Here is a 15,256-nt window from a genome sequence, read left to right as displayed (position 1 = left end):
GGCCTCAAAGATTCGCCACCACGGCATCGCCCATTTCGCTGCAGGACACCTTGCGCATGCCTTCCGTGTAAATGTCGGCGGTGCGCAGGCCCTGCGCCAGCACCTTCTTCACGGCCGCCTCGATGCGCTGCGCCGCCTCCTCCTGGTTGAGCGTATAGCGCAGCATCATGGCCACGGAAAGGATGGTGGCCAGGGGGTTGGCCACGTCGCGGCCGGCGATATCCGGCGCGGAGCCGTGGATGGGCTCATAAAGCCCTTTGTTGCTGGCATCCAGGGAAGCCGAGGCGAGCATGCCGATGGAACCCGTCAGCATCGACGCCTCGTCGGAGAGGATGTCGCCGAAGAGGTTGCCGGTGACGATGACGTCGAACTGCCTGGGATTGCGCACGAGCTGCATGGCGGCATTGTCCACGTACATGTGGGTGAGCTCCACGTCCGGATATTCCCTGGAGACTTCGATCATCACCTGCCGCCACAGTTCGGAACATTCCAGGACATTGGCCTTTTCCACCGAGCACAGACGCCGCCGGCGCTTCTGGGCGATGCGGAAGGCCACATGGGCCACCCGGCGGATTTCCGATTCCGAATAGATCATGGTGTTGAAACCGACCCGCTCGCCATTGCGCACCTCGATGCCCCGCGGCTGACCGAAATAGACATCCCCCGTGAGCTCCCGCACGATCATGAGGTCAAGCCCCGCTATGACTTCGGGGCGCAGGGTGGAGGCAGCCGCGAGCTCGGGATAGAGCACCGCCGGGCGCAGGTTGGCGAACAGGTTGAGTTCCTTGCGGATGCGCAACAGGCCCCGCTCCGGCCGCTTATCCCGCGGCAGTGCGTCGTACTGGGGTCCCCCCACCGCCCCCAGCAGCACCGCATCCGCCGCCCGCGCCAGGGCAAGGGTGGCTTCGGGCAGCGGATCGCCCGCCGCATCGAAGCCGGCGCCGCCGATGGGCGCCTCCTCGAGCTCCAGCGGCAGCCCCTCGCGCATGAGTGCTTGCATCACCTTCACCGCCTGGGCGACGATTTCGGGACCGATGCCGTCGCCGGGTAGAATTGCAATTTTCATTCCGGAACCCTCTTCACCACGGAGTGCGCGGCGCGTTTTTCCAGGGCCTTCCTGCCTGCCCCACCCGCGCACGCCGCGGTGGAACCTTCAATCGAACAACCACGGCGCTTCCTTCTTCCGCCTTTCCTCGTAGGCGCGGATTTTGTCCACGTGCCGCAGCGTCAGCCCGATGTCGTCCAGGCCGTTTAGCAGACAGTATTTGCGGAACTCGTCCACTTCGAAGTGCAAGACCTCACCGGAGGGCGTAGTCACCGTCTGCGCGGCGAGGTCGATGGTGAGCCGGTAGCCCTCATTGGCCTCCGTCTCGCGGAAGAGCCGATCCACCACCGCCGCATCCAGCACAATGGGCAGCAGGCCGTTTTTGAAACAGTTGTTGTAGAAGATATCGGCAAAGCTGGGCGCGATGATGGCACGAAAGCCATAGTCGAGCAGCGCCCAGGGGGCATGCTCGCGGCTGGAACCGCAGCCGAAATTCTCCCGCGCGAGCAGAATCTGCGCGCCCTGGTAGCGCGGCTTGTTGAGGACGAAATCCGGATTGAGCGGCCGTTTGGAATTGTCCATTCCCGGTTCGCCATGATCCAGATATCGCCACTCGTCGAACAGATTGGGACCGAAGCCGGTGCGCCGGATCGACTTGAGGAACTGTTTGGGAATGATGGCGTCGGTGTCCACATTGGCGCGATCGAGCGGCGCCACCAGCCCCACGAGTCGGGTGAAGGGTTCCACTATTTCGCCGCCTTTTCGATCACTTCGCCGCCCTTCTTGATGTCCTTGCCCAGGCCCTCGATGGTGTTGCAGGCGGACAGGGCAAACACGCCCAGGAAGAGCAGGAAAAGGGCAATTTTCTTCATTGCAGTTTCCTCCATCGCGATCAGGCCGCGTTGCGGCCGGGTTCGAGGAATTGACGCACGTCCACGAACCGCCCGGCAATTGCCGCCGCCGCGGCCATGGCGGGACTGACGAGGTGGGTGCGGCCGCCGGGTCCCTGGCGGCCTTCGAAATTCCGGTTGGAGGTGGAGGCACAACGCTCACCGGGTTGCAGCCGGTCGGCATTCATGGCCAGGCACATGGAACAGCCCGGTTCCCGCCATTCGAAGCCGGCCTCGATGAAAATGCGATCGAGCCCCTCGGCTTCCGCCTGCCGTTTGACCAACCCCGATCCCGGCACGACCATGGCGAGCTTCACATTGTCCGCCACGCGCCTGCCCTTGACCACGGCCGCCGCCGCACGCAGATCCTCGATGCGGGAATTGGTGCAGGAGCCGATGAACACCTTGTCGATGGTGATCTCCGTGATGGGGGTATTGGGCGCAAGGCCCATGTAGGCCAGCGCCCGTTCCATGCTGGCGCGCCGGACCGGGTCGGCCTCCTGCGCCGGATCCGGCACATGCCCATCGATGGTGGTCACCATTTCCGGTGAGGTGCCCCAGGTGACGTGGGGCTTGATGCGACTGCCGTCAATTTCCACGACTTTGTCGAAACGGGCATCCGGATCGCTCACCAGGGTCCGCCAGTAGGCCACCGCCCGATCCCACATCTCGCCCTTGGGAGCGAAGGGCCGCCCGCGCAGGTATTCGATGGTCTTGTCGTCCACCGCCACCATGCCGGCACGCGCCCCGGCTTCGATGGCCATGTTGCACACCGTCATGCGCCCTTCCATGGACAGCTCGCGAATCACACTGCCGGCGAACTCGATGGCATAGCCCGTGCCCCCCGCAGTGCCGATGGTGCCGATGATGGCCAGCACCACGTCCTTAGCGGTCACGCCGGGGGCAAGCTTGCCCTCAACCTTGATCAGCATGGATTTGGATTTCTTCTGCAGCAGGCATTGGGTGGCCAGCACGTGCTCCACCTCGGAGGTGCCGATGCCATGGGCGAGGGCGGCGAAGGCACCATGGGTGCTGGTGTGGGAGTCGCCGCAGACTACGGTCATGCCGGGCAGGGTGGCCCCCTGTTCCGGACCCACCACATGGACGATGCCCTGGCGGATGTCGTTCATGCGGAACTCGGTGATGCCGAATTCCTCGCAGTTTTTGTCCAGCGTCTCCACCTGCAGGGCGGAGACGGGATCCTGGATGCCCTGGTCGCGGCGGGTGGTGGGCACGTTGTGGTCCGCCACCGCCAGGTTGGCCTGGGGCCGCCACGGTTTGCGGTGATTGAGGCGCAGACCTTCAAAGGCCTGCGGGCTGGTCACCTCATGGAGCAGATGACGGTCGATGTAGAGCAGCGTGGTGCCGTCTTCCTCGACGTGCACCACGTGATCGTCCCACAGCTTGTCGTAGAGCGTCCTGCCGGCCATGATGGGGGTGTCGGTTGGGAAAAACGCTCATTATAGCGGAGGGCCCGCCGGCAGGCATCACACCAGGGCGCGCTGGCGCCGCGCCTCGTAGAGGCAGATGCCGGCGGCCACGGACACATTCAGGCTTTCCACCCCGCCGAACATGGGGATGCGGATCAATTCGTCGCAGGATTCCCGCGTCAGGCGCCGCAGCCCCTGCCCTTCGGCACCCAGCACCCAGGCGAGCGGCCCGCCCAGGCGGGCGGTGAACAGGTCCTGTTCCGCCTCCGCCGCCGCACCGGCGAGCCAGATGCCCTGCTCCTTCAATTCCCGCAGGCTGCGGGCGAGATTGGTCACCGGGATGAAGGGCACCCGCTCGGCTGCGCCGCTCGCCACCTTGCGCACGGTGGCGGTGAGCCCCACGGCACGGTCCTTGGGGGCGATGACCGCATGCACCCCCATGGCATCCGCCACCCTGAGACACGCGCCCAGATTGTGGGGGTCCTGCACCCCATCCAGTACCAAGAGGAGCGGCGGCTCGTCGAGGGCATCGAGCACCTCATCCAGGTGGACTGCCAACCGCACGGGTTTGACCCGCGCCACCACGCCCTGGTGCCGCGCCTTGCCCACCATGCCATCGAGGCGCGCCCCCTCGGTGGGAATGACCCGCACCCCGGCCGCCTCGGCATTGCTGAGCAGGGTTTGGGCGCGTTTGTCTTGACGGGCGCGGTCGAGATAGATTTCCTCCACGCTTTCCGGCTTTGCCCGCAGCCGCGCCAGCACGGCGTGGAAACCGTAAAGGAAGGTGTGCCCACTCATGCCCGTCGGCGAAGGCCGGTGCCCGCCTCGCCCCGCTTCCCCTCGTGGGCGGCTTTGTCCGCCGCGGCATGCCGTAAGCGGCCCCGCGTCGTCCTCCTCCCCTCGCCCTCGGCGGGGACGAAATCGATGCGGCTGGTTTCCAGACTCACCCGCGCCACCCGTACCCGCATGCGGTCGGCAAGCCGGTACACCTTGTGGGTGCGTTCACCCACCAGACGATGCTGCGTCGCATCGAAGGTGAAGTAATCGTTGCCCAGCTCCGAGATGTGCACCATGCCTTCCACGTACACCCCATCGAGCGCGACGAAGAGGCCGAAGCTGGTGACGCCGCTGATGGTGCCTTCGAACTCCTCGCCGATGCGGTCCTGCATGTAGTAGCACTTGAGCCACTGCTCCACGTCCCGCGTGGCCTCATCGGCGCGGCGCTCCGTCATGGAGCAGTGCAGGCCGAGCTGGTGCCAGTCGCCGGGCTTGTACTCCTGGCCCGCCAGCACGGCCTTGATGGCACGGTGGATGAGCAGATCGGGATAGCGGCGGATGGGCGAAGTGAAGTGGGTGTAGGACTCATAGGCGAGACCGAAATGTCCCACGTTGTCCGGGCTGTACATGGCCTGCTTGAGGGAGCGCAGCATCACCGTCTGCAGAAGTTGCGCATCGGGCCGGCCCTTGATTTTTTCCAGCAGCTTGGCGTAGTCCTTGGCGTGGGGATGATCGCCGCCACCCAGGCTGAGACCGAAACTCTTGAGGAACTCCCGCAACGCTTCGAGTTTTTCCGGTGTCGGTCCTTCATGGACGCGGTAGAGGGCGGGATGCTTGTGCTTCTGCAGGAAATCGGAGGCGCAGACGTTGGCGGCCAGCATACATTCCTCGATCAGGCGGTGGGCGTCGTTGCGCTCCACCGGCACGATGCGCTCGATCTTGCCCTGCTCATTGAAGATCATCTGCGTCTCGATGGTCTCGAAGTCGATGGCGCCCCGCTTGGTGCGCGCCTTCCTCAGCACCTGGTAGAGCTTGTAGAGCTTCTGCAGGTGGGGTAGCAGCCCCGCATGCGCCTTTCCAGTCTGCCCCTCCGGGTGCTGCAACATGTCCCACACCTGGGTGTAGGTGAGCCGGGCATGGGAGTGCATGACGCCGGGGTAGAAGCGGTATTTGCGGATTTCACCGCTGCCGCTGATTTCCATATCGCACACCATGCATAAGCGGTCCACCTGGGGGTTGAGGGAGCAGAGGCCGTTGGAGAGCACCTCCGGCAGCATGGGAATGACGCGGCGCGGGAAATAAACCGAGTTGCCGCGCTCCAGCGCTTCCCGGTCGAGGGGGTCGCCGTGGGCCACGTAATGGCTGACATCGGCAATGGCCACCACCAGACGCCAGCCACGCCAGCGTTTTTCGCAATAGACCGCATCGTCGAAATCGCGGGCCGTCTCGCCGTCGATGGTCACCAGGGGCAGGTCGCGGATATCCTCGCGGCCGGCCAGGTCCTCCGCCCGCACCCCCTTGGGGAACTTGCGGCATCGCCGCTCCACCTCGCGGGAAAACTGATAGGGGAGATTGTGCTTGCGCACCGCGATCTCGATCTCCATGCCGGGATCGCCGTAGTCGCCCAGCACCTCGACGATACGGCCGATGGGCTGGGCGTAGCGGGAAGGTTGCTCGGTAAGCTCGATCACCACCACCTGACCCGGCTTGGCCTTGCCGGCCCCGCGGGGCTCGACGAGGATGTCGTGGCTTATGCGTTTGTCCTCGGGCACGACGAAGAGGATGCCCCGTTCCGCCATCAGCCGCCCCACGATGCGCTTGTTGGCGCGCTCCAGCACTTCCACCACAGTGCCTTCCGGCCGACCGCGCCGGTCCGTGCCGGTGACCCGCACCATCACCACATCCCCGTGCATCACCGTCTGCATTTCCCGGGGCGAGAGGAAGATGTCCTCACCGCCGCCTTCCGGCACGACGAAACCGAAACCGTCGGGATGACCCTGCACCCGCCCTTTGATGAGGTGCAGCTTGTCCACCATGCACAACGCCCCCTTGCGGTTGCGCATGAGCTGCCCTTGGCGTTCCATGGCGTCGATGCGCCGGGCGAAGAATTCCATCTCGTGGGGAGCGATGCCCATCATCCGTGCGAAGGCGTCGAAGTCGATGGGCACGCCGTGTTCGCGCAGTTTCTGCAGGATGTATTCCCGGCTGGGCAGGGGGTGGCCGTATTTTTCCCTCTCCCGTTCGAGATAGGGATCCGCCAGGCGCACCGGCGGGAGTTTCATGGCCTTCTTCTTCATTGACACCATTTCCTTTTTCATTACAATTGCGGCTCTTGCCCAGGTGGCGGAATTGGTAGACGCACTAGGTTCAGGTCCTAGCGGTGGCAACACTGTGGAGGTTCGAGTCCTCTCCTGGGCACCACCCTTCATTCAAGCATTCCGCGCCCCCCTTTTCTTCGTTTTCCGAAGCAGCAGCCGCGCAGGCAGCGCTCGCAGACCCTAGTCCGCGTTCGCCCCAGCTGGAAGCACGGCAAACCTGCCACGAGGGGGATCGGCACCCACGCGCCGCCGGGTGCCGAAGCGAAAAGGAGACTGGCGGAGAGGGCGGGATTCGAACCCGCGTCAGGGGATTACCCTGAACACGCTTTCCAGGCGTGCGGCTTAGACCACTCACCCACCTCTCCGAAACCGATGACCACCGGGAACCAGGCTGCGGCCCCGACCGACACCGCGCACCCTGACGCAAATGCCCGCCGGCTCCTTAAGCCCGTGTTTGGGCGGCGGGACGGCGTCACGATGGGTGGCCAAGCCGTCCCGAAGGATGATCGCATCGGCCCGCCGCGCCCATACATCACGGTAAACGGCTGGCCGGGTTTCACTTCACCTCCTCCCTGCCCTCCCCCTTCAGCTTCAGCCCCGCTCCTTGAGGAAAAGCGTGACCGAAAGCCGGGTGATGGGATGCGAGAAGGGGGGAAGCGTTCTCTTTCCTTGATCCCCGCCCTCTCCACGGGGAAGAGGGAGGAGATGCTTCGCGTTGATTTAAAGGGCGCGATCATACCGGAAGCCCCTGGCACGGGCAAGGCCGCGCCGCCCCGTGCTAGAATCGGCCGACCCCGCTTCCGCCCTCACCGTGGCATGCCTAGAGCCGACGCCATCTTCTCCCAGCTGAACCGCGCTGCCGAGCCTTACCGGGATCCCCTCGCGGCCCTCGACTGGACGCGGTTGTCCACGGAACACTGGTGGCTGCCCCCGGCCTGCCTGTCCCTGGCGGGCCTTCCAGAGTTCGAGGCGTTGCCGGAAAACCTGCGCCGGCGGCTGTCCCACTATGAGTTCGTGCATTTCCTCCATGTCGGCCTGTGGCTCGAAAGCCTGTTTATGGAAAGACTGGCCGCCTCAAGGAGATGGGCTTCCCTCGCCGAGCACGCGGCGCGCCTGCATGCCATCCGCGAGGAAGCCGGCCACAGCCTCATGTTCCTCAAGTTGATGGAAGTCTCCGGCGTATATCTGCCCGCCTGTGCCTTTCGCCCGCCGCGGCTTGCGGATTTTCTCGGCCGGCATGCGCCGCCCGATGCCCTGCTCTTCCGCCTGGCGGTGGTGGTGGGCGAAGAGGTGCCGGACAAGTTCAACCAGCGCATCCGCGCCGCCGGCGGCATCGATCCCGTCGTCAGCCGCCTCGTCACCCTGCACCGGGTGGATGAAGCCCGCCACATCGCGCAGGCGCGCATCCAAGTAGAAACGAGCCTCGTTGCGCTCGGTCCCTGGCGGCGCAGAGTAGTGGGGCAACTGATGCGACCCTTGATCCGCCAGTTCGCCCACACCCTTTTTTTTCCGCCCCCGGCCGTCTACGAACTCGCGGGCTTGACTGACGGCCGGCGCTGGCGTCGCCTGGCGGCCGCCAATCCGGCGCGCCACGCCCTCGTGCAAAGCTGCCTTGCCCCCACGCTGGCTTGGCTCCGACGGCTTGGCCTTTGAACTCAGATTGGTCATTGGGCCGGCCTGTGCCTTCGATTGGCCTTTCGGTGAGTCAAAGGGCCTCTGGCTTCCCAGGCGATGCCCGCCTGCGCGCGCCCTCACGACAAATCCGGGTTGAATCAGAAATTGGCCGCTTCCACCTCCAGGTAGGTGCGGCTGATGTTGCCGCCCATGGATTCGGCGAAGTGCTTGAGGGGTTTCCATTCCCTCAAATCCAGGGTCTTGCGGACTTCGCTGTCGGTGAGGCCTTTCTTGTAGCCCGCCTCCACCCCGGCATAGAAACGCGCCATCATACGGTGGAATTTGCGCACATCATCCTTGGTCATGAGGGGACCGTGTCCCGGAATGGCCGTTTTGAAATCGAGCTGGGTGGCTTCCTCGAGGGTGCCCACCCAGTTCTTCACGTAGGCGTCACGGAAGGCGGGCATGATGCGGTGCACCAGCACATCGCCCCCCACCAGCACCTTGTCGTCCGGCAGATAGACCAGCATGTCACCGGCGGTGTGGGAACCCCGCGGGGTCCACAGCACCATACGGACGCCATCGAGGGTGACATCCACCCGGGTGTTTTCCTGGTAGACGGTATCGGCAAGCACCGGCCGCGTGTTGGGAAATTTCATGCCGGTGGAGGTTTCGACGATTTCGATCCATTCGGCGCCGGTGCGCTCCAGCTCGCTGCGGCATTTCTCGGAGCTGATGATGGTGGCACCGGGGAAGGCGATATTGCCCAGGGTGTGATCCCCATGATGGTGGGTGTTGATGATGTGGGTTACCGGCTTGGGCGTGATGCGGGCGATGGTCTTGGCAAGATGCTTGCCGATCTCGTCGGTGAAACCGGTATCGATGAGGATGACGCCCTTCTCGCCGATGATGATGGTGCTGTTCACCATGTAGCCCTGGTTTTTCGGGTTGGGGAATTCCATGGGGCCGATCAGGGCATAAATGCGTTCGTTCACCTTCTGCACCTTGGGTGCGGGCAGTTCCGCCTGCGCGGCCGGCAGCAGCAGAGCGAAGAAAAAGGCGAAAAGGATTCTGCGCATAATAGCCTCCTGCTTGGGTTGATGCGATCGGCACCATGTTACCATCGAAGCGGAGGAATCCTGACCAGCCATGGCCCTTCTCGACCACATTGCGGAAAGCATCGAACAAGCCACCGGCCTGCCCTTTTCGCCCCGGCGCAGCGAGGCGCGCCTAGGCGGCTCGATCAATGAAGCGCGGGTCCTCGAGGACGGCCGCCGGCGCTTTTTCGTCAAAATCCACGAGGCCACGCGCCTTGCCATGTTCGAGGCGGAAGCGGCGGGCCTTGCCGAGCTAGCGCGCCCGGGCATCCTGCGGGTGCCCCAGGCGGTGGCAACGGGAACGGCGGGGGAACACGCCTGGCTCGTGCTGGAGTACGTGCCGCTCTCAGGCGGCGGTTCCCGCAGCGGGCGCCGGCTGGGGGAGCGCCTGGCCATCCTGCACCAGGAAACCCGGCCCGCCTTCGGCTGGGACCGCGACAACACCATCGGCGCCACCCCCCAGCCCAACGGCTGGCTTGAGGACTGGGTGAGCTTCTACCGGGAGCGGCGGCTTGGCCATCAGCTTGCCCTCGCCGCGCAATCCGGCCTCCCTGCCCGCGCCCTGGACAAGGGGCGGCAACTTCTGGAATGGCTGCCGGCGTTTTTCGCCGACTACCAGCCCAAGCCTTCGCTACTCCATGGCGACCTGTGGGGGGGCAATTGGGGGGAGGACGAGGCAGGCGAGCCCGTGATTTTCGACCCCGCGGTCTATTACGGGGACCGGGAGGCGGACCTTGCCATGACGGAACTCTTCGGCGGCTTTCCCCAGGATTTCTACGCCGCCTACCGCGGCACCTGGCCGCTGGATGCGGGCTATGGCGTGCGCAAGGTCCTGTACAATCTCTACCACGTCCTCAACCATTTCAACCTGTTTGGCGGCGGCTACGGCTCCCAGGCGGAGCGCATGATGGAACGTCTGCTGGCCGAATGCCGCGGCTAGAAGATGCCATGACACCCCGGTTTCTCTCCAGCGAGGAGGCGGCGGGCCTTTTGCAGCGGGCCATGCCCGGGCGCGATGCGGTCGGCTGGCTCGAGGCGGACCGGCGCTATGCACCCATCCTGCCGCCGCGGGAGCTGGCGGGGCGGCTCGCCTACGCCCATGAAGAGGTGGCCGCCTTCGCCCGCCGCCTGCAACCCCACCTTGCCCTGCGCAGCGGCTGCGAGCGCCGCGTGCAGGGGGACCGGCGCCAGCGCAGTGAAGACCGGCGGCGCAGCGGCGAACGGCGGCGCGTCGGCCGCGGCACGGCACTCCTCGAAAGGCGTCTGCAGCTGCGCCCCGACCGCCGCAGCGACCTCGACCGGCGCATCCGGGGCTGGGTGGACCGGCGTTGCATTCTTGACCGCCGGCGGCCGCCGGCCTTTCCGGACGCGGCGTGATCAACAGATGCGGGGCAGGGGGTCGTCCTCCAGCTCCTCCAACAGGCGTTCGCCGCCGAATTCCGTTTCCACCACCACCCAGGCGGGCCCCTCCTCCACGAAACCGATGAGGGCCGCCTCCCGGCCCTGGGGCAGGGCCCGCCACGCCGCCAGGGCGGTCTGCGCCAGCGCGGAATCCACCACCGCCACCACCCGCCCTTCGCAGGCCAGATACAGGGGGTCATAGCCCAGCATCTCGCACACCGCGGCCACCCCTGGTCGCACCGGAATCGCCGCCTGCTTAAGGCGCACCGTCGCCCCCACGCCGCGGGCGATCTCGTGCGCCACCTGGGCCAGCCCGCCGCGGGTGGGGTCACGCATGAAGCGCAGCCCCGCCATGGACCACAGCGCCTCGGCCAGGGGAAGCACGCTTGCCGCATCCGACACCACCCCGCCGCGCAGGCCAAATTCCCCGCGGGCGAGCATCACCGCCGTGCCATGGTCCCCCACCGGCCCGCTCACCAGCAGCCGGTCCCCCGGCCGCACCCCCGCCAGGGAAAGGGGCTGGGCAGCGGCGCGCACGCCCACGCCCGTGGTGGCCAGATAAAGCCCACCCCCCTTGCCCCGCGGCACCACCTTGGTATCCCCTGCCACCACCGCCACCCCCGCTTCCCGCGCCGCGCCGGCGAGGGAGTGCACGATGCGCACGAGCTGCTCCCGCGCCAGGCCTTCCTCGAGGAAGACATCCAGGGAGAGCCAGAGGGGCCGCGCCCCGGCCACGGCGAGATCGTTCACCGTGCCATGCACGGCCAGGGACCCGATGTCCCCGCCGGGGAATTCCAGCGGCTCGACGGTAAAGCCGTCGGTGGTGAGGAAAAGCTCCCCTGCCACCGACGGCAGCCGCGCCGCGTCGGCACGCAAATCCAGGAAGTCGTTGCCCAGCGCTTCGGCAAACACCGTCTCGATGAGCTCCCGCATGAGCCGCCCACCATTGCCGTGGGCGAGCCGCACGAACGCCTCATCCATGATCCCGCGCCCCCCTTTCGACGATCTGGCCGAAGGCAAGCCCGCCGTCGTTGGCAGGCAACGCCTCCGGCAGAAAAACCTGCCAGCCGGCCGCGGCCAGCCCCGCCACTGCGGCCTCGGCAAGGCGGCGGTTCTGGAAGACGCCTCCGGTCAGACCCACGGCGTCGAAGGGGGCTTCTTCCGCCACCGCGCGCGCCTGTGCCACCAGGGCGTGCGCCAGCGTGGCGTGGAAGTCCGCCGCAAGGCGGCAGGCAGTCACGTCCTGTCGCAGCAGATGGGCGATGAGGGGCGCCCAGTCCGTGCGCCAGATCCCTCCCCCATCCCGGCAAAGGGGCAGCGGAAGCGGCTCGCCCTCGCCTTCGGCCAAGGCCTCCACCCGCATGGGGCCCTGCGCGGCATAGCTCGCCCTTTGCACCAGATTCAGGAGGGAAGCCGCGCCGTCGAAGATCCGCCCCACGGCGGAAGTCTCCGGCGCATTGACGCCCTTCTCCCAGGCCGCCCGCAACAGCGCCGCTTCATCGGACGAATGCCAAGGCAACCCCGCCGTCCAGCACAGGGCCGCGGCGACCCGCCAAGGCTCCCGTGCCGCCCGCTCGCCACCGGGCAGGCGGAAGGGGCGGAAGCTGGCCACCCGCCGCCATGCCCCGGGGCGGCCGAGGAGTGCCTCGCCGCCCCACAGCGTGCCATCCTCCCCGAGGCCCGCCCCATCCCAGGTGAACACCAGCCAGCGCTGGATGGCCGGCCATTCCCCCGCCAGGGCGGAGGCATGGGCGTGGTGGTGCAGGACCCGCATGACCGGCAGGCCCGCCGTCCGCGCCCACCGGCTGCTGCCGTAGTCCGGATGGGAATCACACACCAGGCGCCGCGCCCGCACCCCGTAGAGGATCTGCAGGTCCTCGATCACCTGGGCGAAGACGGCGCGGCTAAAGGGGCTGTCCAGCTCCCCGATGTGGGGGGAGACCACCACCCGGTCCCCCCAAGCCAGCGCCACCGTCACATTGAGGTGGCCGCCCACCGCCAGGGTGGGCTCGGCCACGGGTTGCGCCAGCTTGCGCTCCAGCGGGGCCACCCCGCGCCCCAGGCGCAGCAGTCGCGGACGCCCGGCGATCACCCGCCGCACCCCATCGTCGGCCGGGCGCAGGATGGGCCGGTCGTGGTGGAGGAAGGCATCGGCGACCTCACCAAGACGCGCCTCCACCTCCGCCTCCCGGGTGAACACTGGTTCGCCGCTGAGATTGGCCGAGGTGGCCACCAGGGGCGCGGCGAAATCGGCAAGGAGCAGATGATGCAGGGGGCTGTAGGGCAGGAACACCCCCACTTCGCCAAGTCCCGGGGCGATGCCCGGCGCCAGGGAACAGCCGGCGGCGCGCCGCAACAGCAGGATGGGGCGTTCGGGCAGACACAGAAGCCGCGCTTCCGTTTCATCCAGTACCACCTGCCGCCGCACGCTGGCGAGCTCCGGCTCCCAAGGGAACATCACCGCCAGGGGTTTGGCCGGTCGCCGTTTCCGCGTGCGCAGACGCGCCACGGCAGCCTCGTCCTCGGCGGCGACGAGCAGATGATAGCCGCCCACCCCCTTCACCGCGACGATGCCCCCGGCGCGCAGAAGGGCGACCGTGGCGGCGAGCGCCCCCTCGTTGTCGTGGATCACCTCTTTGCCCCCCTTGAAGCGCAGCCGCGGCCCGCAGACCGGACAGGCCAGGGGTTCGGCATGGAAGCGCCGGCTTGCCGGGTCCTCGTATTCGGCGCGGCAGGCGGGACAAAGGGCATACCCCGCCATGCTGGTGCGGGCCCGGTCATAGGGCAGGCCCGTGATCAGGGTGTAGCGGGGCCCGCACTGGGTGCAGTTGATGAAGGGGTAGCGGTAACGGCGGTTGCCGGGGTCGAGGAGTTCCGCAAGGCAAGCCTCGCAGCAGAAAAGATCGGGGGGCAGATGGCCCGCCACTCCATGACCGCCACTGGGCAGGATGACGAAGCCCTGCCGGCCGCGGGGGGTGATCGCCTGGCACTCCCGCAGCCGAGGCTGTGCCAAGGGCGGGGCTTCCACCAGGAGCGCCTCGGTGAAGGCCTCGAGCGCCACCGGCTCCCCCTCCACCTCGATGCTCACCTCGCCATTCAGGTTACGGACGGTACCGGTGAGGCCATGGCGCATCGCCAGCCGGTAGACGAAGGGGCGAAAACCCACCCCCTGCACCCGCCCGGAAAGGAGGATGCGCCGCGCCGCCCGTAAGGGGGGAAGGTCCGCTGCCCCGGTCATGGGCTCACGTTAGCGACAGGCATAATAAAATTCAACCGCGCAAAGAAATAGACGAGGCAGCCATGAGCAAGGCTTTCACCCGGGAAGAAGACGACCTCCCCGAAGAAGAGCTGGAAGAGGAAGAACGGGCCCTGCCCCAAGGCACCCGCAATTACATCACCCCCGCGGGTTATGCCCGGCTTGAGGCGGAACTCAAACACCTGCTCGAAGTGGAACGCCCGGAAGTGGTGAAGGTGGTGGCCTGGGCGGCGGGGCTGGGCGACCGTTCGGAAAATGCCGACTACATCTACGGCAAGAAGCGCCTACGGGAAATCGACAAGCGCATCCGCTTCCTCACCAAGCGGCTGGGGTTCGCCCAGATCGTCGATCCCACGCAGCAGCCCCATGACCGGATTTACTTCGGCGCCACCGTGGTCGTCGCCGATCAGGACGGCCGGCAGGCCACCTACACCATCGTCGGCATCGACGAGCTGGACCCGGCGCGCGGCCGCATCAGTTGGCGCTCGCCGCTGGCCATGGCCCTCCTGGGCCGCGAGGAGGGCGACACCGTCACCGTCCGCACCCCCACCGGCGTGCAGCAACTGGACATCCTGGAAGTGCGCTACGAGGCGGTGGATTGACGCCCCGGCCTGAGCTGCGGGTCGCGTCTTGCCACCCCGCCGGTCACCTTCGCCGGACGCGCGCATCGGTGAAAGATGCGCCTGTCGTGGTCCCGCCAGCGCCGTGGGTTTGCCTAGCACGGGAATCTCCCGCCGTGGGTCGCAGAGTCCGGTGGCGTATTGCGTGCGGCCTGATCCTTCCATCGAGGGGGACGTCCCAGGGCGATCGCTTGTGGCCGCCCCTCCTGTCAAACGTCAGAACTTGGGAGAAGCCGTGGCCTGGATCATCACAAAATATTTCCTGACCGCCGCAGTGGTTGTGCTTGTCTCAGAGCTTGCGAAGCGCAGTGACAAACTTGGTGGTTTTGTTGCGGCGCTGCCCCTCGTAACCCTTCTCGCGCTTATCTGGCTGCACATTGAAAACCAACCCCAGGAAAAAATCGCAAATCACGCGTGGTACACGTTCTGGTATGTTGTCCCGACATTGCCCATGTTCCTCGCATTTCCGATCCTCCTCCCGCGCATCGGCTTCTGGCCATCTTTGCTGGTCTGCGTCATCATCACCGTTGTTTGCTTCGCCCTGTTTGCGCTCGCGGTTCGCCGCTTCGGCGTGGAGTTGCTCTAGGGCGCCGCTGAACAAACGCCCTGCGTCACATCGCTGACGCTGGCCGCGGTGCCCACTCCCGTATGCACCCGCCCTGATCAAGCTCTGCCCCGATGTGCGCCTTCATCCCAAAGTACCCCTGGTTGCCTTTCTTCGTCTGGTGCATCTCGGCGTCGCATTGGCCACTGCCGTTCTTCGTCGAGCCGGGCACGGCAATCAGCAATGCCCAATGATGGGCCCGAT

The 15,256-nt window shown here is 66.4% G+C and carries 14 protein-coding genes, 2 tRNA genes and 1 pseudogene; 6 read left to right on the top strand and 11 right to left on the bottom strand.

The window, feature by feature from the left end; all coding sequences use genetic code 11:
* Positions 1 to 4 precede the first annotated feature (4 nt).
* From leuB to rnr, 6 genes are all read right to left on the bottom strand, one after another.
* Positions 5 to 1,066, bottom strand: coding sequence for a 3-isopropylmalate dehydrogenase (gene leuB / locus K6T56_05240; GenBank protein ID MCL6555749.1), 1,062 nt, complete (start codon positions 1,064 to 1,066; stop codon positions 5 to 7).
* Between the two features lie 87 nt (positions 1,067 to 1,153).
* Positions 1,154 to 1,792 carry a 3-isopropylmalate dehydratase small subunit gene (gene leuD / locus K6T56_05235; protein MCL6555748.1) on the bottom strand — a complete coding sequence of 213 codons (639 nt, stop codon included), beginning with the start codon at positions 1,790 to 1,792 and terminating at the stop codon, positions 1,154 to 1,156.
* Positions 1,792 to 1,917, bottom strand: coding sequence for an entericidin A/B family lipoprotein (locus tag K6T56_05230; GenBank protein MCL6555747.1), 126 nt, complete (start codon positions 1,915 to 1,917; stop codon positions 1,792 to 1,794). Before K6T56_05230 ends, leuD begins: the two co-directional genes overlap by 1 nt.
* A 20-nt stretch (positions 1,918 to 1,937) precedes the next feature.
* A complete protein-coding gene (leuC, locus tag K6T56_05225; GenBank protein MCL6555746.1) occupies positions 1,938 to 3,365 on the bottom strand; it encodes a 3-isopropylmalate dehydratase large subunit in 1,428 nt (475 codons plus the stop codon).
* Between the two features lie 57 nt (positions 3,366 to 3,422).
* A complete protein-coding gene (gene rlmB, locus K6T56_05220; protein MCL6555745.1) occupies positions 3,423 to 4,163 on the bottom strand; it encodes a 23S rRNA (guanosine(2251)-2'-O)-methyltransferase RlmB in 741 nt (246 codons plus the stop codon).
* Positions 4,160 to 6,424 (bottom strand): ribonuclease R, encoded by a 2,265-nt coding sequence (rnr, locus tag K6T56_05215; protein MCL6555744.1) that lies wholly within the window; start codon positions 6,422 to 6,424, stop codon positions 4,160 to 4,162. Before rnr ends, rlmB begins: the two co-directional genes overlap by 4 nt.
* Positions 6,425 to 6,476: 52 nt before the next feature.
* Between rnr and K6T56_05210 the strand changes: the two genes are divergently transcribed.
* Positions 6,477 to 6,563, top strand: a tRNA-Leu gene (locus K6T56_05210).
* A gap of 171 nt (positions 6,564 to 6,734) precedes the next feature.
* Here K6T56_05210 and K6T56_05205 read toward each other — a convergent pair.
* Positions 6,735 to 6,825: transfer RNA gene (locus K6T56_05205), tRNA-Ser, on the bottom strand.
* Between the two features lie 451 nt (positions 6,826 to 7,276).
* Between K6T56_05205 and K6T56_05200 the strand changes: the two genes are divergently transcribed.
* Complete coding sequence (locus K6T56_05200) at positions 7,277 to 8,113, top strand: diiron oxygenase (GenBank protein MCL6555743.1); 837 nt, start codon at positions 7,277 to 7,279, stop codon at positions 8,111 to 8,113.
* 119 nt (positions 8,114 to 8,232) lie between these two features.
* Here K6T56_05200 and K6T56_05195 read toward each other — a convergent pair whose 3' ends face one another.
* A complete protein-coding gene (locus K6T56_05195) occupies positions 8,233 to 9,153 on the bottom strand; it encodes an MBL fold metallo-hydrolase (GenBank protein MCL6555742.1) in 921 nt (306 codons plus the stop codon).
* Between the two features lie 70 nt (positions 9,154 to 9,223).
* Here K6T56_05195 and K6T56_05190 point away from each other — a divergent pair, with 70 nt between their 5' ends.
* A complete protein-coding gene (locus K6T56_05190) occupies positions 9,224 to 10,111 on the top strand; it encodes a fructosamine kinase family protein (protein MCL6555741.1) in 888 nt (295 codons plus the stop codon).
* Positions 10,112 to 10,119: 8 nt separating this feature from the next.
* Positions 10,120 to 10,548 (top strand): hypothetical protein, encoded by a 429-nt coding sequence (locus K6T56_05185; protein ID MCL6555740.1) that lies wholly within the window; start codon positions 10,120 to 10,122, stop codon positions 10,546 to 10,548.
* Here the strand turns inward: K6T56_05185 and hypE are convergent, their stop codons facing one another.
* Together hypE and hypF are read right to left on the bottom strand one after the other, a co-directional pair.
* Positions 10,549 to 11,556, bottom strand: a complete 1,008-nt coding sequence (gene hypE / locus K6T56_05180) for a hydrogenase expression/formation protein HypE (GenBank protein MCL6555739.1) — start codon at positions 11,554 to 11,556, stop codon at positions 10,549 to 10,551.
* Positions 11,546 to 13,810, bottom strand: coding sequence for a carbamoyltransferase HypF (hypF, locus tag K6T56_05175; GenBank protein MCL6555738.1), 2,265 nt, complete (start codon positions 13,808 to 13,810; stop codon positions 11,546 to 11,548). Before hypF ends, hypE begins: the two co-directional genes overlap by 11 nt.
* Positions 13,811 to 13,872: 62 nt before the next feature.
* On the opposite strand from hypF, the gene greB reads away from it, so the two are divergent.
* Both greB and K6T56_05165 read left to right on the top strand, forming a co-directional pair.
* Positions 13,873 to 14,430, top strand: coding sequence for a transcription elongation factor GreB (gene greB / locus K6T56_05170; protein MCL6555737.1), 558 nt, complete (start codon positions 13,873 to 13,875; stop codon positions 14,428 to 14,430).
* Between the two features lie 253 nt (positions 14,431 to 14,683).
* Positions 14,684 to 15,034, top strand: a complete 351-nt coding sequence (locus K6T56_05165) for a DUF3147 family protein (GenBank protein ID MCL6555736.1) — start codon at positions 14,684 to 14,686, stop codon at positions 15,032 to 15,034.
* A gap of 20 nt (positions 15,035 to 15,054) precedes the next feature.
* On the opposite strand, the pseudogene K6T56_05160 reads toward K6T56_05165, so the two are convergent.
* Positions 15,055 to 15,239 (bottom strand): annotated as a pseudogene (locus K6T56_05160) (IS5/IS1182 family transposase).
* Positions 15,240 to 15,256 lie beyond the last annotated feature (17 nt).

Source organism: Burkholderiales bacterium, from assembly GCA_023511995.1.
GTDB lineage: Bacteria > Pseudomonadota > Gammaproteobacteria > Burkholderiales > Thiobacteraceae > Thiobacter.
Note: the sequence above shows the minus strand (reverse complement) of the source record. Positions and strands in the feature narration are given on the sequence as shown.